The organism is Muricoccus pecuniae (assembly GCF_014199205.1).
GTDB classification, from domain to species: Bacteria; Pseudomonadota; Alphaproteobacteria; order Acetobacterales; family Acetobacteraceae; genus Roseomonas; species Roseomonas pecuniae.
The window spans coordinates 95,726-114,457 of sequence record NZ_JACIJD010000002.1 but is presented as its reverse complement, the minus strand read 5'-3'; the positions used below and the strand labels follow the sequence as shown (position 1 = coordinate 114,457).

23 protein-coding genes and 1 riboswitch are annotated in these 18,732 nt (G+C 73.7%); of the genes, 13 read left to right on the top strand and 10 right to left on the bottom strand.

The features are described from left to right. Positions 1 to 126 precede the first annotated feature (126 nt). The 3 genes from FHS87_RS02490 to FHS87_RS02480 form a co-directional block, all read right to left on the bottom strand. Entirely contained in the window at positions 127 to 1,359 is a 1,233-nt protein-coding gene (locus tag FHS87_RS02490) for a YeeE/YedE family protein (RefSeq protein WP_184513536.1), read from the bottom strand. Positions 1,360 to 1,484: 125 nt separating this feature from the next. Next, on the bottom strand, positions 1,485 to 1,700 hold the full coding sequence (locus FHS87_RS02485; RefSeq protein ID WP_184513534.1) for a hypothetical protein: 216 nt from the start codon (positions 1,698 to 1,700) through the stop codon (positions 1,485 to 1,487). A 66-nt stretch (positions 1,701 to 1,766) separates the two neighbouring features. Further along, positions 1,767 to 2,387 carry a DUF1194 domain-containing protein gene (locus FHS87_RS02480; protein ID WP_184513532.1) on the bottom strand — a complete coding sequence of 207 codons (621 nt, stop codon included), beginning with the start codon at positions 2,385 to 2,387 and terminating at the stop codon, positions 1,767 to 1,769. Positions 2,388 to 2,675: 288 nt separating this feature from the next. On the opposite strand from FHS87_RS02480, the gene FHS87_RS02475 reads away from it, so the two are divergent. The 4 genes from FHS87_RS02475 (at position 2,676) to FHS87_RS02460 (ending at position 6,498) form a co-directional block, all read left to right on the top strand. Next, complete coding sequence (locus tag FHS87_RS02475) at positions 2,676 to 3,326, top strand: exopolysaccharide biosynthesis protein (RefSeq protein ID WP_246417781.1); 651 nt, start codon at positions 2,676 to 2,678, stop codon at positions 3,324 to 3,326. 69 nt (positions 3,327 to 3,395) lie between these two features. Then, positions 3,396 to 3,614: riboswitch (cobalamin riboswitch) on the top strand. Between the two features lie 151 nt (positions 3,615 to 3,765). Beyond that, positions 3,766 to 5,745, top strand: coding sequence for a TonB-dependent receptor plug domain-containing protein (locus FHS87_RS02470; protein ID WP_184513530.1), 1,980 nt, complete (start codon positions 3,766 to 3,768; stop codon positions 5,743 to 5,745). A gap of 119 nt (positions 5,746 to 5,864) precedes the next feature. Then, entirely contained in the window at positions 5,865 to 5,999 is a 135-nt protein-coding gene (locus FHS87_RS02465; RefSeq protein WP_184513528.1) for a diguanylate cyclase, read from the top strand. Between the two features lie 136 nt (positions 6,000 to 6,135). Next, complete coding sequence (locus FHS87_RS02460) at positions 6,136 to 6,498, top strand: hypothetical protein (RefSeq protein ID WP_184513526.1); 363 nt, start codon at positions 6,136 to 6,138, stop codon at positions 6,496 to 6,498. Positions 6,499 to 6,549: 51 nt separating this feature from the next. On the opposite strand, the gene FHS87_RS02455 is transcribed toward FHS87_RS02460, so the two are convergent. Then, complete coding sequence (locus tag FHS87_RS02455; RefSeq protein WP_184513524.1) at positions 6,550 to 7,692, bottom strand: M20 family metallopeptidase; 1,143 nt, start codon at positions 7,690 to 7,692, stop codon at positions 6,550 to 6,552. A gap of 144 nt (positions 7,693 to 7,836) precedes the next feature. On the opposite strand from FHS87_RS02455, the gene FHS87_RS02450 reads away from it, so the two are divergent. Beyond that, on the top strand, positions 7,837 to 8,433 hold the full coding sequence (locus FHS87_RS02450) for an LOG family protein (RefSeq protein ID WP_246417780.1): 597 nt from the start codon (positions 7,837 to 7,839) through the stop codon (positions 8,431 to 8,433). Between the two features lie 11 nt (positions 8,434 to 8,444). Continuing rightward, on the top strand, positions 8,445 to 9,392 hold the full coding sequence (ribF, locus tag FHS87_RS02445; RefSeq protein ID WP_184513522.1) for a riboflavin biosynthesis protein RibF: 948 nt from the start codon (positions 8,445 to 8,447) through the stop codon (positions 9,390 to 9,392). Positions 9,393 to 9,404: 12 nt separating this feature from the next. Here ribF and FHS87_RS02440 read toward each other — a convergent pair whose 3' ends face one another. The 4 genes from FHS87_RS02440 to FHS87_RS02425 form a co-directional block, all read right to left on the bottom strand. Next, a complete protein-coding gene (locus FHS87_RS02440) occupies positions 9,405 to 10,586 on the bottom strand; it encodes a GGDEF domain-containing protein (protein WP_184513520.1) in 1,182 nt (393 codons plus the stop codon). Between the two features lie 108 nt (positions 10,587 to 10,694). Beyond that, entirely contained in the window at positions 10,695 to 11,252 is a 558-nt protein-coding gene (gene rsmD / locus FHS87_RS02435; RefSeq protein WP_184513518.1) for a 16S rRNA (guanine(966)-N(2))-methyltransferase RsmD, read from the bottom strand. Positions 11,253 to 11,289: 37 nt separating this feature from the next. Continuing rightward, the gene (locus FHS87_RS02430) at positions 11,290 to 12,174 is read right to left on the bottom strand and encodes a pseudouridine synthase (protein ID WP_184513516.1); all 885 of its coding nucleotides are present in this window, start codon (positions 12,172 to 12,174) and stop codon (positions 11,290 to 11,292) included. Beyond that, entirely contained in the window at positions 12,171 to 12,914 is a 744-nt protein-coding gene (locus tag FHS87_RS02425) for a gamma-glutamyl-gamma-aminobutyrate hydrolase family protein (RefSeq protein WP_184513514.1), read from the bottom strand. Before FHS87_RS02425 ends, FHS87_RS02430 begins: the two co-directional genes overlap by 4 nt. An 89-nt stretch (positions 12,915 to 13,003) precedes the next feature. On the opposite strand from FHS87_RS02425, the gene FHS87_RS02420 reads away from it, so the two are divergent. Further along, entirely contained in the window at positions 13,004 to 13,459 is a 456-nt protein-coding gene (locus tag FHS87_RS02420) for a nucleoside deaminase (RefSeq protein ID WP_184513975.1), read from the top strand. Here the strand turns inward: FHS87_RS02420 and FHS87_RS02415 are convergent. Further along, positions 13,446 to 14,063, bottom strand: coding sequence for a hypothetical protein (locus FHS87_RS02415; protein WP_184513512.1), 618 nt, complete (start codon positions 14,061 to 14,063; stop codon positions 13,446 to 13,448). The two genes, FHS87_RS02420 and FHS87_RS02415, sit on opposite strands and share 14 nt — an antisense overlap. 142 nt (positions 14,064 to 14,205) lie before the next feature. On the opposite strand from FHS87_RS02415, the gene tsaB reads away from it, so the two are divergent. Together tsaB and FHS87_RS02405 are read left to right on the top strand one after the other, a co-directional pair. Then, on the top strand, positions 14,206 to 14,865 hold the full coding sequence (tsaB, locus tag FHS87_RS02410; RefSeq protein WP_184513510.1) for a tRNA (adenosine(37)-N6)-threonylcarbamoyltransferase complex dimerization subunit type 1 TsaB: 660 nt from the start codon (positions 14,206 to 14,208) through the stop codon (positions 14,863 to 14,865). Continuing rightward, positions 14,862 to 15,326: a GNAT family N-acetyltransferase gene (locus tag FHS87_RS02405; protein ID WP_312861856.1), complete on the top strand. Its 465-nt coding sequence runs from the start codon at positions 14,862 to 14,864 to the stop codon at positions 15,324 to 15,326. The genes tsaB and FHS87_RS02405 overlap by 4 nt, the downstream gene beginning before the upstream one ends. Here FHS87_RS02405 and FHS87_RS02400 read toward each other — a convergent pair. Beyond that, positions 15,310 to 15,570, bottom strand: a complete 261-nt coding sequence (locus FHS87_RS02400) for a sulfurtransferase TusA family protein (protein WP_246417779.1) — start codon at positions 15,568 to 15,570, stop codon at positions 15,310 to 15,312. The two genes, FHS87_RS02405 and FHS87_RS02400, sit on opposite strands and share 17 nt — an antisense overlap. 175 nt (positions 15,571 to 15,745) lie before the next feature. On the opposite strand from FHS87_RS02400, the gene FHS87_RS02395 reads away from it, so the two are divergent. The 4 genes from FHS87_RS02395 to FHS87_RS02380 all read left to right on the top strand — a co-directional run bounded on the left by FHS87_RS02395 (position 15,746) and on the right by FHS87_RS02380 (position 18,720). Further along, a complete protein-coding gene (locus FHS87_RS02395; RefSeq protein WP_184513508.1) occupies positions 15,746 to 16,204 on the top strand; it encodes a MucR family transcriptional regulator in 459 nt (152 codons plus the stop codon). A 238-nt stretch (positions 16,205 to 16,442) separates the two neighbouring features. Beyond that, positions 16,443 to 16,868 carry a Fur family transcriptional regulator gene (locus FHS87_RS02390; RefSeq protein WP_376766418.1) on the top strand — a complete coding sequence of 142 codons (426 nt, stop codon included), beginning with the start codon at positions 16,443 to 16,445 and terminating at the stop codon, positions 16,866 to 16,868. After that, entirely contained in the window at positions 16,865 to 17,674 is an 810-nt protein-coding gene (locus FHS87_RS02385) for a GNAT family N-acetyltransferase (protein WP_184513504.1), read from the top strand. The genes FHS87_RS02390 and FHS87_RS02385 overlap by 4 nt, the downstream gene beginning before the upstream one ends. A 116-nt stretch (positions 17,675 to 17,790) precedes the next feature. Next, positions 17,791 to 18,720 (top strand): lysophospholipid acyltransferase family protein, encoded by a 930-nt coding sequence (locus FHS87_RS02380; protein WP_184513502.1) that lies wholly within the window; start codon positions 17,791 to 17,793, stop codon positions 18,718 to 18,720. Positions 18,721 to 18,732 lie beyond the last annotated feature (12 nt).

The following is an 18,732-nucleotide window of genomic DNA, read 5'->3' as shown; positions in this document are numbered from 1 at the left end:
GGGGGCGGGACAACCACCCGCCCCCGAGGGCCGCGACAACCCGCCCCGTGGGCCGGGACGGCCCGCCCCAGGAGCCAGGAGACGCCCCGCCTCGCCGCCCGTCAGCGCATCGGGCGGCGATCCGGATCAGCAGCCGGTCTGGCGGGGCACCCGCTCCACCTCGAGCCCGAAGAGCGGGCGCAGCCGCGTCCCCAGCACGTTGCCGAAGAAGGCCGCCACCATCCACACCCAGCCATGCAGGCTCCCCGAGGCGATGCCGGAGAAATAGGCGCCGATGTTGCAGCCATAGGCCAGCCGCGCCCCGTAGCCGAGGATCAGCCCGCCCACCACCGCGGCCACCGCCGAGCGCAGCGGCACGCCCAGCTTGGGCGAGAAGCGCCCGGCCAGCGCCGCCGCGAGCAGCGCGCCGACGATGATGCCGATATCCATCACCGAGGTGACGTCGTTCAGCACGCTGCCGTGCAGCGCCGCCTGCTGCGCGGGCGAGGACCAGTAGGACCAGGCGTTCACGTCGAAGCCGAGCGCGAGCGCCGCCTTCGATCCCCAGAGGGCGAAGGCCGAGGTGATGCCCCAGGGCCGCCCGGAGAGGGCGAGGGTCGCGAAATTCAGCACCGCCAGCGCCACCGCGCCGGCGATGATCGGCCAGGGCCCGCGCAGGAAGCGCGCGGCGCCGCGGCGCGCGGGCGCGGAGGCCGTCACCAGCCGCCCGTGCCGCCGGCGCTCCAGCACCACCGTCACCCAGGCGATGAGGGCGAAGACGGCCAGGTTCACCGCCAGTGCCGGCACCACGCCGAGGGAGGAGACGAGCGAGATCGGCGGCAGGTGCGGCAGCGCCGCCCACCAGTGCAGATGCGCCGCCCCGATCGCCGAGCCCGCCACGAAGGAGGCGAGGGTGAGCAGCATCCGCACCGATCCGCCGCCCGCCGTGTAGAGCGTGCCCGAGGCGCAGCCGCCGCCGAGCTGCATGCCCAGGCCGAAGATGAAGGCGCCGAACACCACGGAGACGCCCACCGGCTGCACCAGCCCGCGCACGGGCTCCCCGAACAGGGTTCCGGCCGAGAGGACGGGGAAGAAGAGGAGCACCGCGATGGCCAGCATCAGCATCTGAGCGCGCAGCCCCTCGCCCCGGCGATCGGCGATGAAGACCCGCCAGGCCGAGGTGAAGCCGAAGGCCGCGTGATAGAGCACCAGCCCCAGCGCGCCGCCGAGGAGATAGAGCGCCGCCTGCCGCGCGCTGACCGCCTGGGCCAGCACCGCCATTCCGGCCAGCAGGAGAAGCCCCGCCCCGGCAGCGACCAGGGCCTGCACGCCCGGCGGTTGCGGCGCGGGCGCCGCATCGGAAAGGAGGGTGGCGGACATGGGAGACCTTCCGGAAAGGGCGCGGGGAGAGGCGCCCCCGCGCGTCACATCGTGGAATGGGGCGGCGCGCCCTCGCGTTCCACTATCCCAGCGATGCCCATTCCGCATTCCACATGCGCGGCACCTCAGCTCGTGCCGGTGTCGTCCGTCTTGTCGCTGTTCGCGAGGTCCCGCAGCTCCCGCGAGCTGAGGCCCGCCGGGATGGAGCCCGAGAGCGTGCCGTCGCCCGCATCCTCATGCGCCTGGTCCGTCGGGGCGCCGCCCTCCGTATGGGCCTTGTCGCCGCCGGAGGGCTGGGGTGCGGGGGCGGGCTTCCCCTCGTCCTTGCCAGTGCCGCTCATGATCGCCTCCGTGCTGGTCATTCTGGAGAGGGCAACGCCCGGAAGCGGCCGAGGGATGCCGCCCGCTCAGGCCGTCAGCGCGCCCCGCAGCTCCCGCACCAGCTTGCGGCGGATCGCCGCGGCGAAGTCGGCGTAGTCGGCGCATTCCATGACAAAGGCGCCGGGCCCGCCGATCACCTGGGCGGCGTAGTGGGCGGGCAGGTCCGGCTCCTCGTTCACCACGGCCAGGGCGTTGATCACCACCCCGGCCGAGACCCCGGCGTCCCGCACGGGGGCGGAGGGGATGCCGGCGTTTCCCGCCCCGTCGCCGGAGAGGTCCACCACCTGCCGCGCCGCATCGCCGGGGAACCCGGCCAGCAGGCGCAGGGCGGCGGCCAGCCCCTCCCCCAGCGCCGTGGCCCCGGCGGGGACGAGGCGGGGCGCGGCGTCGATGGCATCGGCCAGGGCGGCCGCGCCGGCGGCATCGGCGAGCGTCATCCAGTGCACGGCCACTGCCTGCGCCCCCGGCCCGGACCAGAGAAGGAGCGCCACCGCCGCCGCCCCGCGCGGCCCGCCCGTCGCGGCCCCGGCCACCGCGGGATCGCGGAAGGCCTCGGCCAGCCCGCCCATCATCAGCCCGAACTCGTCGTGATCGACGGAGGAGGAGGCATCCACCGCCAGGCACAGCGCGATGTCCACGTCCCGCATCCCCGCCACTTGGGCCCTTGCGCGCCAGGGAGGAAGGCCGGGGAGGAAAGGGCCAGGCGGGCCACGGTCCTGTTCGGGCGCCGCTCCTTGTCGGCGCCGGGCAGGACGGCCCGGTACATCGGGGGACATGCCACGGCCGGGCTGGCCGTGGGCAGGGGGAGACAGCGGCCTCTTTTCGGCCGGAATGCGCCGCTATCGACCGTTCCGCCCTTGGGTGCGCGGCCCATCGGCCTAGATTGCGCCTGGGCCGCGGGCCGGGTCGCCGGCCAACCGTGAGAGGAACGCGCTTTGCTGGACGATACCGTGCGATCCCCCCTGCCCGGCCCCTGCGAGCCGGCGCATGCGGAGGCGGCACCCATCTCGCGCATCGTGGCGGAAGTGGCGGCGGCCTGCCCGGGGGAGCGGATCACGCTGGGCGAGATGGCCGAGGCGTTCGGCGACCGCGCCTTCGGCCTGCTGATCCTCCTCCTGCTGCTCCCCTCCCTCCTCCCGGGCATGGCGAGCGTCTTCGGCCTGCCCATGCTGCTGCTCGGCGCGCAGATGGGGCTCGGGCGCAGGGTGCCGCGCCTGCCGGCCTTCATGGCGCGCCGCTCCATCCGGCGCGCGGACCTGCTGCGCCTGGCCGGGGCTTCCTCCAAGTGGCTGCAGAAGGTCGAGCGCCTCGTCCGCCCCCGGCCCGGCCCCTTCACCACCCCCTTCGGGGACCGGCTCTTCGGCTGGCTGACGGTCTATGTGGCGATCATGCTCATCCTGCCCGGCCCCGGCACCAACGGGCCGCCTGCCTTCGGCAACATCGTCATGGCGCTCGGGCTGGTGGAGCACGACAGCAAGGTGATGGGCTGGGGGATCGCGCTCACCATCCTCGGCTGCCTCTTCGCGACCGCGGTGCTGGGCGCCCTGTTCTGGCTCGGCTTCGGGGCGATCGGCTTCGTGTTCTAGGGAACACACCGGGCGGCAGAGGCGCGGCGGGGCAGCGAGAGTACCTCCCCCACCCGCCGGAGCTGGGCTACAGGCCGCCCATGCGCCGGTGGCCCGAAAGGGCTGAAACGGGAATGCGCGACGCGCCCTGGTCCCCACAAGGCCCTGGCGCTCATCCGCAGCTGCCCTCGCAACTGTAGGCGGCCGATCCGCTCCCCAGTGCCATTGCGGCGCCCCGATGAGAGGGGCCGCGAGAAGGCGGGAGGCGGGGCCGCGAGCCAGGAGACCGGCCGGCGCAGAGCTGTCTCGCGCGTGCCGGGCGAGGTGCACCGGCGCAACGGACCTTTGGACAGGGGGCCTTCACCCGCCCCTTCCGCTGGCGAGAACCGCGTCCACCGCCGCGTGCCGTCCTCCCGGATGGCGCGCGGCCGATCGTGACCGCTCGGCTGAGGACTACCCGATGCGACGCCTCCTTCTCTCCTTCACCTGCCTCTCCCTGCCCCTCTGCGCGCCCGCCCTGGCCCAGGGCGCCGGCACCCCGCCCGTGACCGAGCCCAGCGCGGCCGTTGCCGAGACGGTGGTGACCGCCACCCGCATCCCCACCCCCATCGAGCGCGTGCCCGGCGCCGTGACCGTGATCGACCGCCGGACGATCGAGGAGCGCGGCTACCAGACCCTGTCCGAGGCGCTGGTGGCCGTGCCCGGACTCGCCCTCATCCAGTCCGGCGGGCTCGGCCAGCCGGCCAGCGCCTTCATCCGCGGCACCGCTTCCCGCCACGCCCTCGTCCTGCTGGACGGCGTGCCGGTGAACGACGCCTCCGAGCCCAACGGCGCCTTCAACTTCGGCAACGACCTCCTGGGGCTGGAGGTGGAGCGGATCGAGGTGCTGCGCGGCCCGGCCTCCTCGCTCTACGGCTCGGGCGCGATCGGCGGGGTGATCAACATCGTCACCCGCCGCGCCCCGCGCAACCGCGCGATCGAGGCCTTCGGCGAGCTCGCGGGCGGCAGCAACCGCACGCTCCGCGGCGGCGCGGGCGTGGCGGGCACGGTGCGTGAGTTCGACTACCTCCTCTCCCTCCGCAGCCTCTCCACCCGGGGCACCGACGCCACACCCTCGCGCTTCCAGCGCGACACGCGGGAGAAGGACGGCTTCCGCGGCACCACCGCCACCGCCCGGCTGGGCTGGACGCCGAGCGACCGCTTCCGCCTGGAGGGCCTGGCCAACTGGCGGGAGAACCATGGCGGGCTCGACAACGTGCCGGAGGACGACCCCAACTACTCCTTCGAGGACCGCCGCTACACCGGCCAGATCCGCGCCGAGGGCAAGCCGATCGATGCCTGGACCACGGGCTTCCGCGCCGCCCGCACCGTGGACCGCCGCCGCTACTCCAACCTCGCCGACAGCCTCGACCTCTCGACGACGGACGATCTCTACCGCGGCGAGCGCACGGTGCTCGACTGGGGCAATCAAGTGAGGCTGCCCGATGCCGGCATCCTGGACGCCAGCCAGCTCGCCTTCGGCGTGACGCATGAGCGCGAGGAGGTGCGCCAGGCCTCCGGCAGCGCCTTCTTCCGCACGACGGTGGACGCGGATGCGACGAGCACCGCGGGTCATGCGGGATACCAGGTGCGGCTGTTCCGCCGCCTCGACCTCTCCGCCGGCTTCCGCACGGATTCGGCCGAGGACTACGGCACCCACACCACCTGGCGCCTGGGCGGCGTGCTGGCGGTGCCGGAGGTTTCCGCGCGCCTCCGCGCCTCCTACGGCACGGCCTTCAAGGCGCCCTCCCTCTACCAGCGCTACGGCCGGATCGAGGGCTTCTTCCAGGGCAACCCGAACCTCCAGCCCGAGACCTCCCGCGGCTGGGAAGTGGGGGTGGAGTTCGACATCCCGCTCGCGCAGCAGCGCGACGCCGTGACGCTCGGCGCCACCTATTTCAGGAATCGCGTGCGCGACCTCATCAACTTCAACGCCGGCTTCGACACGCTGGAGAACGTGGACCGCGCGCGCATCAAGGGGGCGGAGTTCACCGCCACGCTGCGCCCCGCGCGCTGGCTGACGGCGAACATCGCCTACACGATCACCGACGCGCGCGACGCCCTCACCGGCGAGCGCCTGGCCCGCCGGCCGGAGCAGCAGCTCGCCCTCAATGCGAGCATCCGCCCGGTGGAGGGCGTGACCATCGCGCCGGAGCTGATCCTCTACGGCCGCTCGCGCGAGGGCGCCTTCGCCTCCTATGCCGACAACGGCACGGCCTTCACGGCGGCGCGGGACAACAAGGCGGGCGCGGTGTTCAACCTAACCGCCACCTGGCAGGTAACGGAGCCGGTGGCGCTGTTCCTGGAAGGGCGCAACCTGACGGACAGCGACTTCGAGCCGGCGAACGGCTTCGCCATCGCGGGGCGAACCGCGCTGGTGGGGACGCGCTTCCGGTTCTGACCGGCCCCGGGACGGGGAGGCGCAGCCTCCCCGGAACCGGCGCCACGGACCATCCGGAAAGGTGGGAGGCCGCGCGGTTTCAGAACGCCTTCCTACTTTTCTTCTCAAATCGGAACTTTTTGCTCAGCCTCGACGCGGATCATTGCAAGCGCGCGAACGACACCTGGGGGCACCAGATCGGGGAAGCGGTCCTGCGGCTGGTGGCGAAGTATCTCGACGCGCAGATGCGCCCGAGCGACCTCACGGCCCGCTAGGGTGGCGAGGAATTCGCTGTTCTCCTGCCGGGCACCGCCCTGGATCGCACCGCAAGGGTGGCGGAGCGCGTTCGCGGGGCGGTGGCCGCGAGCCGGTTAGCGGTTTGGCAGCATCGGCCGCGCTACGACGGGCAGGATGCGCCGCCCTCGATCCGCCGCCCTGGCCCTCTTCCTCCTCGTCCCGGCCGCGGCGGGGGCGCAGGAGGTGGCGGGCGACGTCTTCCCGCACCGCGCACCGCCCATGCTCGTCTGCAACGCGGCGCGGGAGGGCATCGTGGCCTGCCTCGCGGGAACGCTCTGCGCGTGCCGCTTCGAGCGCGGCGGAAGCATCGTGGGGCGCCCTGACGGCTTTCGGTGGGATTGCGGGGCCCTCCGCCCGGGTTGCGGCCCCGCGCCCGCCGACCTCGCCGCGCCGCCCCTGCCCATGACCATCTTCCCGCAGATCACGGTGCCACAGCCCGGCGGCTACCCGGACCTCCCACCCGGCTTCGGGCGCTGATCCGCCCGGCGAGGCCCGCTCCCGGCGGGGCAGGCCTCCGCCGCACCGGGATCAAAGGGTCTCCAGCAGCCCCACGATCACCTGCCCGCGCGGGGCGAGGTCCCGCCAGAGGATGTGCTCGTTCGGCGCGTGCGCGCCCGCGCCGGTGCAGCCCAGCCCGTCCAGCGTCGGGACGCCCATGGCGGCGGTGAAGTTGCCGTCCGAGCCGCCGCCGCGATGCTGCTTCGGCAGCTCGTAGCCCGCCTCGCGCGCCAGCCTCCGCGCGCGCTCGTAGAGGTTCAGGATATCCGGGTTCTCGGCGAAGGAGGGGCGGTTCATGCCGCCCTCGATGGTGATGGTGATGCCGTCCCTCTCCCCGGCCAGGGCCATGATCTCCCGCTCCATCCGCTCCCCGTCCGCCACGGTGGCCACGCGGAGGTCGATCTCGCAGCCGGCCTCGGGCGGGATGACGTTGGGGCGCGTGCCGCCCCAGACCGGGGCGACATTGGTCGTGGTGCCGCCGGCCAGGTCCACCATGGCGTGGACCTTCCCGATCAGCTCGGCCAGGGCCACCACGGCGCTGCGCCCCTCCGTCCAGTTGCCGCCGGCATGGGCGGAGACGCCCTGGATCTTCACCACGAACCGCCCCACGCCCTTGCGCGCGGTGACGCAGGCGCCGCCCGGATTGCCCGCGGGCTCGGGGATCAGCACGGCGGCGGCGCCGCGCGCCTCGCGCTCGATGATGTCGCGCGAGGTCGGGCTGCCCACCTCCTCGTCCGGGGTGAGGAGCAGGGTGATCGGGCTGCGCGTGGCGACCCCCTGGCGCAGGATCTCGCGCAGCGCGTGGAAGGCGAGGAAGGAGCCCGCCTTCATGTCGTAGATGCCGGGGCCGTAGGCGCGCTCGCCCTCGATCTTCCAGGGCATGGATGAGGCGAGCGTGCCGTTGTCCCACACCGTGTCGAGATGGCCGGCAATGACGACGGGCGGGCGGTTGCCCGTCGCAGGGTTCGGGGGCGTGCGGGCGATGAGGTTGTCGCCGTAGCCGTCCCGCCCGGGAATGCGCTCCACCACCGCGCCGGCGGCGCGCAGCTCGGCCTCGGCCCTGTCCATCAGCCCGTTCACGGCGGCCGGGTCGGTGGTCGGCGTCTCGTACAGGACCCAGCCGCGCAGCTCCTCCAGCAGGGCCTCGCTGGTGCCGATCCGGGTCTGGGGCATGGGCGCGTCGTCCTTTCGCGTGGAGGGGGTCCGTGGGTGGCGGCGGTTCTCGCGCCGGGGCTGGCGCTTGTCCATGCCGCCCCCCTCCCATTCGTTCCCCCTCCCCGGCTGGATAGCGGCCTTCCGCGGTGCCACATTGGCCAGATGAGCATCGAGATGAAGAAGGTCTGCGTCTTCTGCGGCGCGAACCCCGGCACCGACCCCGCCTTCGCCGAGGCCGCCCGGGCGCTGGGCCATGAGATCGCCGCCCGCGGCCTCGGCCTCGTCTATGGCGGCGGCAAGGTCGGGCTGATGGGCGTGGTGGCCGATGCCGCGCTGGAAGCCGGGGCGGAGGTGGACGGGGTGATCCCGGAGCACCTGATGCAGCGAGAGCTCGGGCACGGCTCCGTCACCCGGCTGCACGTCGTCTCCTCCATGCACGAGCGCAAGGCGCTGATGGCGAAGCTGTCGGACGGCTTCGTGGTGCTCCCCGGCGGCTTCGGCACGCTGGAGGAGGCCTTCGAGGTCCTCACCTGGTCCCAGCTCGGCCTGCACCGGAAGGGAACCGTGTTCCTCGACGTGAAGGGCTACTGGTCCGGGCTGAACGACATGCTCGACGGGATGGTGACGGCGGGCTTCGTGCGGGCGGAGCACCGCCTCCTTTCCCTCACGGCGGACAGCCCGGCGCAGTCGCTCGACATGCTCGCCGCCTTCCGCCCGCCGGAGGTGACGCGCTGGATCGAGCGCGTGGCGCAGGCCTGACCCTTCCGGCCATGACTTGTCATGTCTGGACGGACTGGCGCGCGCTGCCGCAGGCCGCGCGGGGCGGGACCGTGGCCCTGGGCAATCTCGACGGGGTGCACCGGGGGCACCGGGCGGTGCTGGCCGCCGCCCATGGGGGCCGGCCGGACCTCCCCCTCGCCGCCCTCACCTTCGAGCCGCATCCGCGCGAGCACTTCCGCCCGCAGGACCCGCCCTTCCGCCTGACCCTGCTGCCCGCCAAGGCAGCGGCCCTGGCGGCGGCGGGATGCGCCCATGTCCATGCCGTTCCCTTCGATTCCGCCCTCGCGGCCATGGAGGCGGAGGAGTTCCTCGACGCCGTGCTGCGCCGGGGGCTGGGCGCGCGCCACCTGGCCTGCGGGGCTGATTTCGCCTTCGGCCACCGGCGCGGCGGCGACGTGGCCTTCCTGGCGGGATGGGCGGAGCGGCACGGGATCGGCCTCTCCGTCGTGCCGCCGATCGCGGATGCGGCGGGCCCGATCAGCAGCACCCGGATCCGCCGCGCCCTGCAGGACGGCTATCCCGAGCGCGCCGCGGCCCTGCTCGGGCGCGACTGGGAAGTCCGGGGAACGGTGTTCCACGGCGACCATCTCGGGCGGGAGCTGGGCTGGCCGACGGCGAATATCTGGCTCGGCCGCCACCTGGAGCCGGCGCGCGGGGTCTATGCCGTCCTCGCCTCGCTGCCGGACGGGTCGGTCGTGCCGGGGGTGGCGAATGTGGGGCGCCGCCCGACCCTGGGCGGCGATCCCGAGACGCGGCTGGAGACGCATCTCTTCGACTGGTCCGGCGATCTCTACGGCCAGGAGATCGGGGTCCGGCTGCACCGCTTCCTTCGCGAGGACGCCGTCTTCGCGGGGCTGGACGAGTTGAAGGCGGCGATCGCGGCGGATGCGGCCCAGGCCCGCGCCGTGCTGGCGGGGACAGCTCCGTCAAATGGCTGACCGGGCCGCCGCTCAGGCCGCCTCGGCCAGGCTCGCGCAGTTCCGGCCGCCCGCCTTCGCGGCATAGAGCGCCGTATCGGCCCGGGCGAGCAGGATGGCGGGACTGCCCGCCTCATCCGGCACGAGGGAGGCCACGCCGACGCTGACCGTGACCCGGCCGAAGGGCGCGCTCGGATGCGCGATCCGCAGTTCCTCCACCGAGAGCCGAAGCCGCTCTGCGATCCCCATCGCGGCCTCCGCGTCCATGCCGGGCAGGAGGACAGCCATCTCCTCCCCGCCATAGCGCGCGACGATGTCGCCCCCCTGCCGCACGGCGCCCTGCAGCGCCTGGCCGAGGGCGCGCAGGCAGGCATCCCCCGCCGGGTGGCCGAGCCGGTCGTTGAACTGCTTGAATCGGTCCACGTCGATCAGCGCGAGGGCGAGATGGCTTCCGTCCTGCGCGGCGCGGCTCCAGAGGGCCTGCAGGGCGGTGTCGAAGCCGCGGCGATTCGTCAGCCCCGTCAGCGCGTCGGTGCTCGCGATCGCCTCCAGCCGGGCGTTCGCCTCGGCCAGCCCGGCATTCGCGCGGCCGATCTCCCGGACCAGTTCGGCTTTCTCCTCGTTCGAGAGGAGGAGCCCCACCGTCTGCCTGCCGAGGAAGCGGGCCACGCCGATCCCTGCCATGAGGTGCAGGAAGACGAAGCAGCCGAGGAGGAGGTAGGTCGGCTCGCCGTTGACGAGGCAGGCGAGCAGCATGGGCCCGAGGCCGAGGGCGAGGGTTCCCTGCGCGGCGGCCGGCAAGGGGCTGTTGCGCGCGGCGGCGCCGGCGAAGAAGCCGCCCTGCACCGCGAGGACGAGGAGATGCGTGAGCGGATCGCCTTCCGTCACCATGACAACGCTGATGACGGCCCAGAGGATGCCCGTGCTCCAGGCGCCGATGGTGAAGCGCCGGGCCCAGAGTTCCGGGTCCTGCCGGGGTTCCTGCCGCCAGTAGGCGCGGGCCAGCAGAAGGCGCGCGAGGAGGACCACGAGGGTCGCGGCCGACCATCCCGCCAGCCAGGGCGCCCCGGTCCGGACATAGCAGGCGGTGCCGAGCATGGTCATGGCCAGGCTGCCGATGACCAGGGAGCCCGGCTGCCCGAAGGTGGCGTCGGTGCGGCGCCAGGCAACGACCTCCGGCAGCGGCTCGGATTTCCGGATTCGCGCCCCGATCAACCCTTTCGCCCCCCGCTCTCTCGCCTGGCCTCAGGCTAGGTTGGGACTGGTTATCAAATAATGGAGAGCACGTGGGAATGGTGCGCCGCCTCCGCCCATCGCGGGTGGCTACTCTCTCCGCAGGATGAGGATGCGCGCCGCCCCGTGCGCCCGCTCCGCGAGAAGCCGCCAGTCCGGAAGCGGCGGCGGCGCCTCCTCCCTGCCGATCTCCAGGCAGGCCAGCGCGCCGGGCGCGACCCAGCCCGCGCCGCAGAGGGCGGCCAGGGCGGTGCCGCCGAGATCCCGGCCATAAGGCGGATCGAGGAAGACCAGCCCGCAGGGCGCATCGGCCCGCGGCGGGCGGCGGAGATCGCCGGGGATGACGCGTGCGAGGGGCTCGGCCTTCAGCGCGGCGATGTTGGCGCGCAGTGCTGCCAGGGCCGCGCGGTCCTCCTCCATGAACACGGCGCGCGCCGCCCCGCGGGAGAGGGCTTCCAGCCCGAGCGCGCCCGTCCCGGCGAAGGCGTCGAGCACCGTCGCGCCCTCGATCGCGCCGCGCCCGGCCCAGGGAGCGTGCCAGAGCGAATCGAAGAGGGCCTGGCGCACGCGGTCGGCCGTCGGCCGGGTGGTGGCCCCCGACGGCGCCTGCAGGGCGCGGCCCCGCCAGCGGCCGGAGACGATCCTCACGGCCCGCCTCCCGGGCGTGCGCAGGGGAGAGACAGGCTCACTCCGTGCGCGGCTTCGCGCCCCAGGGCGTCCGGTGCGGGTCGCCGGCGCGGCGGGCGCGCGGCGGCCGGGCGCGGGGCGGGGCGGGCTCGGGCGGCAGTTCCGTGCGCTCGGTGCCGCGCTGGATGCGGGGCGCGGCGGAGCGGATGCCGAGCTGCTCGCGCATGGTGCGGGCATTCACCTCCTCCACCGCGCCGGGCGGCAGGGTGCCGAGCTGGAAGGGGCCGTAGGCCACGCGGATGAGGCGCGTCACATGCAGCTCCAGGTGCTGCATCACGCGGCGGATCTCGCGGTTCTTGCCCTCCTGGAGGGAGACGGTCAGCCAGGCATTCGTCCCCTGGCGGCTGTCCAGCCCCGCCTGGATGGGGCCGTACTTCACGCCATCCACGGTGATGCCGCGGGCGAGCCAGGCGAGCGCGCCCTCGTTCACGCGGCCATGCACGCGCACGCGGTAGCGTCGGAGCCAACCGTTGGAGGGCAGCTCCAGCCGCCTTGCCAACGCGCCGTCATTCGTCAGCAGCAGCAGCCCCTCGCTCGTCAGGTCCAGCCGGCCGACGGAGACGAGGCGGGGCAGGCCGGCGGGCAGCTTCTCGAACACCGTGGGGCGGCCCTGCGGGTCCTTGTGGGTGGTCACCAGCCCGTCCGGCTTGTGGTAGCGGAAGAGGCGCGTGGGCTCGGCCGCCCCCACGCGCTGGCCGCGGACGAGGACGACATCGCCCTCCGCGACGAAGGTGGCGGGCGTCTCCACCCGGCGGCCGTTGAGGGTGACGAGGCCCTCCTCGATCAGCGCCTCGGCGTCCCGGCGGCTGGCCACGCCGGCGCGGGCCAGCCACTTGGCGATGCGCTCGCCGCGCTCGGGATTGCCCGTGTCCTCCTCGCTCATGCGGCGGCGGCCCGGGCGGCGCCGGTGTGGCGGGCGGCCTCGACGAAGGCGTCAAGGATCGCCTGGTCCCGGGGGTCCACCGTGTATTCGGGGTGCCACTGCACGCCGAGGCAGAAGCGGTAGCCCGGGTGCTCCAGCCCCTCCACCACCCCGTCCGGCGCGCGGGCGTTGACGATGGCGCCCTCCCCCGGCCGGTCCACGGCCTGGTGGTGGGCGGAGTTCACCGCCATGGCGGGCGCGCCGATGATGCGGGAGAGAAGGGTGCCGGGCGTCAGCTCCACCTCGTGCCCGGGCTCGGTGCGGGGATTGGGCTGCTCATGGGCCAGGGCGTCCGGCACCGCGTCCGGGATGTGCTGGATGAGCGTGCCGCCCAGCGCCACGGCCAGGAGCTGCTCCCCGCCGCAGATGCCGAGCACGGGGATGTCCCGCCGCAGCGCCCCGCGCAGGATGGCGATCTCGAAGGCCGTGCGCCCCTCCTTGAGCACCACCGTGTCGTGGCGGGGGCCGCCGCCATACATGGCGGGGTCCACGTCGAAGGCCCCGCCGGTGACGAGGAGGCCGTCGAGCCGGTCGAGATAGTCGTCGGCCAGCGCCGCGTCGTGCGGAAGGGCGATGGGCAGCCCTCCGGCGGCGGTGATGGCCGCGAAGTAGTTCTGGCGCAGCGCGTACCACGGCAGCTTGGAGTATCCGCCGGGTTCCTCGGCATCGAGGGTCAGGCCGATCAGGGGTCGTGCGGTCATGGAGCGGTTGGTAGAGCCTGGAAGGGCGCGGCCACAAGCCGCGCGTGCGGGGGAAGGCGCGGAGGGGAGCGATGGCGGAGGGGGCGCCGATGGCGCTGGCGATGGAGGAGGCACGCGCGGCCGCCGCGCGGGAGGAGGTTCCGGTGGGCGCGGTGGTGACGGATGCGCGCGGCGCCGTGCTGTCCCGCGCGGGCAACGAGGTGGAGGCCCGCCACGATCCCTCCGCCCATGCCGAGATGCTCGCCCTGCGCGCCGCCGCGGCGGCGAGGGGGCGCAAGTGGCTGGAGGACTGCACGCTCTGGGTGACGCTGGAGCCCTGCCCCATGTGCGCCCAGGCGGCCTCCTTCTTCCGGGTGAGGCGCGTCGTCTTCGGGGCCTATGACCCGAAGGGCGGGGGCGTGGAGCACGGGGCGCGGGTCCTCTCCGCCCCCTCCTGCCATCACGCCCCGGAGGTGGTGGGGGGCGTGAGGGAGAGCGAATCCGCCGCGCTGCTCCGGGAATTCTTCCTCGCGCGGCGGGGCGGGACGGGGGTCAGCGGAGGCTGAGCTCCGTCAGCGTCATGCTGAAGGGCTGCACGGGGCAGAACAGGATCGCCCGGTAGGAGTAGCCGACGTCCTGCGCATTGCCCGGGGCCGCGCCACCGCCCTCCGAAGGCGTGAACTCCACGACGTGAAACGAGGGCTCGGGGCCGAGGGTGACAGGGCTGCCGGGCACGTCCACCACGGCATCGCCCGGGCCGATGCGGCGAAGCGTGGAGTTGAGCACCAGCGGCTCGGGCGAGCTACCCCGCAGGAGAAGGGAGAGCTTGCGCTTCACCCTTACGGCGGCCGCGCTCCATTCCATCTCGATCGTCACCCAGCCGCTGCTCGTGCGCTGCCGCAAGGTGATCTCAAGCGCTCCCTCCGCTGCCGGGCGCAGCTGGAGGTCCGGCCTGGAGTCCTGCTGGAAGCCGAAGATGATGCCGGGCACCAGCTCCTCATAGGGCTGCGACAGGCGCCGGGGGCCGGTGGCGGCGAGCGAGGCGGCAACGGCCCGCGCGAGGTTCGGCGTGGCGGCATCGGCCCAGTGCCCCGCCTGCGCCACCTCGCGCTTGAGGGCGAGCACCATCTCCAGGAGGTCGTCCACCCGGTCGCTGATACGGTGCGCCATGACCACTCCTGGGATTCGATGCCGGACAATTCTACATCGCAACGAGAATGGCCGCAAACGGGCGGGGCGGCACGGGTCCTGGCGGCGGGGCGGGCGGCGTGGCATGGGCGGCGAGCCCAATGGGCCGTGAGGGAGGGGTCGCATGCGTGTGCTGGGGCTGGACGGGGCGCTGGCGCGCGCCTCCGCGGCGCTGTGGCAGGACGGCTCGGTGCTGGCCGAGGCGCGGCGGGACGGCGCGCGCGGGCAGCCGGCCGCCCTGCCGGCGCTGGTGGACGCCGTTCTCCGCCAGGCCTCCCCTCCCCTCCCCGATGCGGTGGCCGTGTCGGTGGGGCCGGGCGGCTTCACCGGGATTCGCGCCGCGATCGCGCTCGGGCGCGGCCTCGCGGACGGGTGGGGCGTGCCGCTGCTCGGCGTGACGACGGGGGAGGCCCTGGCCGAGGCGCTTTTCCCCGCCCTCTCCGAGGGCCGGGCCGTTTGGTCCGTCACCTTCGCCGGGCGCGGCGGGCTGGTGCTGGAGCGCGCCGGCGAGCCCCCGGTGATGCTGGAGGAAACCGCCCTTCCCCTCCCCGCCGGGCCGGTGGTGCTGGTGGGCGATGCGGCGGCGCCGGCCGCGGCGAGGCTGCGGGCAAGGGGCGCGGACGCCCTGCTCTCGGGCGAACGCCTGCCCGCCGCCGCGGCGGTGGCGAGCGCCGCCGCGCGGCGGATGGCGCGGGGCGAGGCGCCGCGCGCCGCGGTGCCGCTCTATGCCGAGCCGCTGGCGCTGCGGGCCGAGCCGCTGGCGCTGCGGGCCGCCCCGGGGTGAGCGCCCCCTCCCCGCCGGGGGCCGCGATCCGGCCCGTCGCCGCCTCGGACCTGCCGCTGCTGGCCGCCCTGCACGCGCGCGCCTTTCCGCCGGACGAGCGATGGGGCGTGGTGGCGCTGGGGACGATGCTGGGGCTGGAGGGCGGATTCGGGCTGGTGGCGGGGGACGGGGCGCCCCTCGGCTTCGTCCTGGCGCGCAGCCTGGCTGGGGAGGCGGAAATCCTCACCATCGCCGTCGATCCCGAGGCGCGGCAGCGCGGGCTGGGCACGGCGTTGCTGGCCGCGGCGGCAGGGGAGGCCGGGCGCCGGGGCGCTGAGGTTCTCTTCCTCGAAGTCTCGGAGGCGAACGCGCCGGCGCGCGCCCTCTATGCCCGCGCAGGGGCTGCGGAGGTGGGACGGCGGCGGCGCTACTACACCGACGGCACCGATGCGCTGGTCCTGCGCATCACCCCGCCTTCCTGATCCAGAGGCGCGCGGTTCCGTCCGGCCCCTCCTCCTCGGCCAGCACGGCATGGCCCTGCTCCGTGGCGGTGCGGGGTACGTTGCGGCGGGGCTCCTCGCCGCGGAGGGTAACCAGGAGAACCTCGCCCGCCGCCATGCGGTCGAGGGCGAGGCGGGTGCGGACGAAGGTCATGGGGCAGGTCTCGCGGGAGATGTCCAGTTCGCAAGTCGCGCCGTGGTTGTGTTCCATTCTGGACAGGGTCATTTCTTGCTCCTCATGGGGCAGCATTCAATCTTCTCTGTCCCGGTGTCCATAAAAGCGGTAGATCTTCTCCGAATCGGGCAGAGTGACAAGGGCTCGTTATTTCGGGGTGTCGTTTACCCCCGGGGTGCACTCACCCCCGGGGTGCATTCACCCCGCGCAATCGAGAGGAGTGGCTATGGCGGCGGACGGCGCGTCTTCGGCGCGGGAGAGCGCGGAGGGAAGTGTCCTGGGGCTGACGGCGCAGATCGTGGCCGCTCACGTCTCCAACAACCCCGTGCCAGTGTCGGAACTCTCCGGGCTGATCGAGAATGTGCACCGCACCCTCGCCGGCCTCGGCCGCCCCGTGGAGGTGGCGCCGCCGAGCCGGCCGGAGCCGGCGGTGTCCGTCAAGCGGAGCGTGACGCCCGAGTATCTCGTCTGCCTCGAGGACGGCAAGAAGCTGAAGATGCTGAAGCGCCACCTCAAGACCGCCTACAACATGACGCCGGAGCAGTATCGCGAGCGATGGGGCCTGCCGCCCGACTACCCCATGGTCGCGCCCGCCTATGCCTCGCACCGCTCCTCGCTCGCCAAGAAGATCGGCCTCGGCACGCGCCCGCGCTCGGCCCGCCGCGGCCGGGCGGCGAAGGACTGAAACCCGGACGGGCGGCAGGGCGCCCGGCCTCCCCCGCCGCGCAGCGGGCAGGAAGGCGCCCGCGGAGGCGCCTCCCCGGCCCGTTTGGCGCCGGAGCCATGGGCGATGTAGTCTGCGCCCGAACGGGATGACCATGGATCACGCCAGCCCAACCAGCGCCAAGGCGCCGCCGCGCAAGGACCCGCAGAAGGCCGACCCGACCCGGATCGAGCGGCTCTGCATCGAGCGCGGCCTGAAGATGACCGGCCAGCGCCGTCTGATCGCGCGCGTCCTCTCCGAGGCGGAGGACCATCCGGACGTGGAGGAGCTGTACCGCCGCGCCATCGCGCTCGACAGCAAGGTCTCCATCGCCACGGTGTATCGCACCGTGCGGCTGCTGGAGGAGAAGGGCATCCTGGAGCGGCGGGACTTCGGCGGCGGGCGCTCGCGCTACGACCCCGCCGACCGCGGGCAGCACCACCACCTCATCGACATCGAGACGGGCACGGTCATCGAGTTCGAGGACGAGGAGTACGAGCGCCTCGTCCAGTCCATCGCGGCGCGCTACGGCTTCACCCTCGTCCAGCAGAGGCTGGAGCTGTTCGGCCGCAAGGACCCCGCCCTCGCGGCGGCGGAGGCGAAGCGCCGCTCCGCCGCCCCGGCCTCGAAGAAGGACGGGGAATGAGCGAGCCGGCCCTCGCCTTCGAGGAACTCCGCAGCGGCAGCCTGGGCATCCGGATCGCGGAGAGCGCGGCGGAGGTGCGGGCGGCCCAGGCGCTCCGCTGGCGCGTCTTCTACGAGGAGATGGGCGCCCGCCCCGACGCCGTCACCGCCAGCACGCGGCTGGACGCCGATGCCTATGACCCCGTGGCCGACCACCTCCTCGTGCTCGACCATGCCCGGGGCGAGGGGGCGGAGGCGGTGGTCGGGACCTACCGGCTGATCCGCAGCCCGGCGGCGGAGCGGGTGGGGAGGTTCTACTCGGCCTCCGAATACGACCTCTCGCCGATCCTCGACCTCGATGGCGGGCTGCTGGAGCTCGGGCGCTCCTGCGTGGACGAGGGCTACCGCACGCGCGGCACGCTGCAGCTCCTATGGCAGGGCATCGCGGCCTATGTCTTTCACCACCGGATCGCCCTGATGTTCGGCTGCGCCTCCCTCCCGGGCACGGACCCGGATGCGCTGGCCGAGCCGCTGACCTACCTCCACGCGAACCACTTGGCGCCGCCCCATCTGCGTCCGCGCGCGCTGCCCGACCTCTACGTCCCGATGGACCGCATGGACCCCGCGGCGATCGATTCGCGCCGCGTGCTCGCTGATCTCCCGCCGCTGGTGAAGGGCTATCTCCGCCTGGGCGGCTTCGTGGGGGATGGCGCGGTGGTGGACCGGCAGTTCAACACCACCGATGTCTGCGTGGTCGTGAAGACTGATCAGGTCACGGCCAAGTACTACAGGCACTACGAGCGCAAGCTGGGCGGCACGGGCGAATAGCCCGCATCACAGCGGTCCGAGTAGCCCGTCGTCACGGCGGTCCGAATAGCCCGCGTCACGCCGGTTTCATCCGCCCGCCATGGACGTGCCCCGGGCACCGGGCTAACCCGGACGACATGGACGCCGCTATCCGCGACCCTGCCGAGGCCCTGGTCCCGCCGAGCCGGCTTCGCCGGCGCAAGCCCCTCCGCTTTCGCCGCATCGTGCCGGGCGGGCGCCTCTTCGACGTGATGGGGGACCGCCCGCTCGGCGGCCGCTTCCGCGCCATCAGGCGGATGATCATGGCAACGCTCTGGACCCTGCTCGCCATGCCGGTCCAGGCCCTGCTGATCGCCCTGCCCGGGCGGGGGAAGGTGGTCTTCGCCCGCGTCTACTGGCGGGTCTTCTGCTTCCTGATCGGGATGCGGATCCGCGTGGTGGGGGAGCGGAGCGAGGCGCCGCGCACCCTCTTCCTCGCCAACCACTCGTCCTGGCTCGACATCCTCGTCCTCGGCGCGACGCTGGACGCGGCCTTCGTCTCCAAGGCCGAGGTCGGGCGCTGGCCGCTGATCGGGCTGGTGGCGCGGCTCGGGCGCACCGTCTTCGTCTCCCGCTCGCGCGGGCGCACGGGGGACGAGGCGAAGGAGATGCGGGACCGGCTGGGCAAGGGCGATTCCCTCATCCTCTTCCCGGAGGGCACGAGCTCGGACGGCACGCGTGTGCTGCCCTTCCGCTCCTCCTTCCTCGCGGTGGCGGATGCGGCGGCGGCGATCCAGCCCGTCTCCGTCGCCTATGACCGGCTCGGCGGCCTGCCGGCCTGCCGGCGGGACCGGCCGCTCTTCGCCTGGTACGGGGACATGTCGATCGGCCCGCATGCCTGGCGCCTCTGCCGCCATGCCGGGCTGCGCGCGACGATCCTGCTGCACGAGCCGCTGGAGCCCGGCGCCATCCCGAACCGAAAGGCGCTCTCGGCCGCGGCGGAGGCGACGGTGGCGGAGGGCGCCGCCACCCTGCGCCAGAATCGCGAGCCGCATCCCCTTCCCGTGCGCACGGCGCTTCCGGCTTGACGGGAATCGTCC

Excerpts from the sequence above, each read along its gene's own strand:
- FHS87_RS02490 (WP_184513536.1), bottom strand. The coding sequence starts at position 1,359 with ATGTCCGCCACCCTCCTTTCCGATGCGGCGCCCGCGCCGCAACCGCCG.
- FHS87_RS02485 (WP_184513534.1), bottom strand. The coding sequence starts at position 1,700 with ATGAGCGGCACTGGCAAGGACGAGGGGAAGCCCGCCCCCGCACCCCAG.
- FHS87_RS02400 (WP_246417779.1), bottom strand. The coding sequence starts at position 15,570 with ATGACCCTGTCCAGAATGGAACACAACCACGGCGCGACTTGCGAACTG.
- FHS87_RS02425 (WP_184513514.1), bottom strand. The coding sequence starts at position 12,914 with ATGACCGCACGACCCCTGATCGGCCTGACCCTCGATGCCGAGGAACCC.
- FHS87_RS02480 (WP_184513532.1), bottom strand. The coding sequence starts at position 2,387 with ATGCGGGACGTGGACATCGCGCTGTGCCTGGCGGTGGATGCCTCCTCC.
- FHS87_RS02390 (WP_376766418.1), top strand. The coding sequence starts at position 16,443 with ATGACCGGCCAGCGCCGTCTGATCGCGCGCGTCCTCTCCGAGGCGGAG.
- FHS87_RS02415 (WP_184513512.1), bottom strand. The coding sequence starts at position 14,063 with ATGGCGCACCGTATCAGCGACCGGGTGGACGACCTCCTGGAGATGGTG.
- FHS87_RS02420 (WP_184513975.1), top strand. The coding sequence starts at position 13,004 with ATGGCGCTGGCGATGGAGGAGGCACGCGCGGCCGCCGCGCGGGAGGAG.
- FHS87_RS02430 (WP_184513516.1), bottom strand. The coding sequence starts at position 12,174 with ATGAGCGAGGAGGACACGGGCAATCCCGAGCGCGGCGAGCGCATCGCC.
- FHS87_RS02380 (WP_184513502.1), top strand. The coding sequence starts at position 17,791 with ATGGACGCCGCTATCCGCGACCCTGCCGAGGCCCTGGTCCCGCCGAGC.
- FHS87_RS02460 (WP_184513526.1), top strand. The coding sequence starts at position 6,136 with ATGCGCCGCCCTCGATCCGCCGCCCTGGCCCTCTTCCTCCTCGTCCCG.
- FHS87_RS02385 (WP_184513504.1), top strand. The coding sequence starts at position 16,865 with ATGAGCGAGCCGGCCCTCGCCTTCGAGGAACTCCGCAGCGGCAGCCTG.
- ribF (WP_184513522.1), top strand. The coding sequence starts at position 8,445 with ATGACTTGTCATGTCTGGACGGACTGGCGCGCGCTGCCGCAGGCCGCG.
- tsaB (WP_184513510.1), top strand. The coding sequence starts at position 14,206 with ATGCGTGTGCTGGGGCTGGACGGGGCGCTGGCGCGCGCCTCCGCGGCG.
- FHS87_RS02395 (WP_184513508.1), top strand. The coding sequence starts at position 15,746 with ATGGCGGCGGACGGCGCGTCTTCGGCGCGGGAGAGCGCGGAGGGAAGT.
- FHS87_RS02470 (WP_184513530.1), top strand. The coding sequence starts at position 3,766 with ATGCGACGCCTCCTTCTCTCCTTCACCTGCCTCTCCCTGCCCCTCTGC.
- FHS87_RS02455 (WP_184513524.1), bottom strand. The coding sequence starts at position 7,692 with ATGCCCCAGACCCGGATCGGCACCAGCGAGGCCCTGCTGGAGGAGCTG.
- FHS87_RS02450 (WP_246417780.1), top strand. The coding sequence starts at position 7,837 with ATGAGCATCGAGATGAAGAAGGTCTGCGTCTTCTGCGGCGCGAACCCC.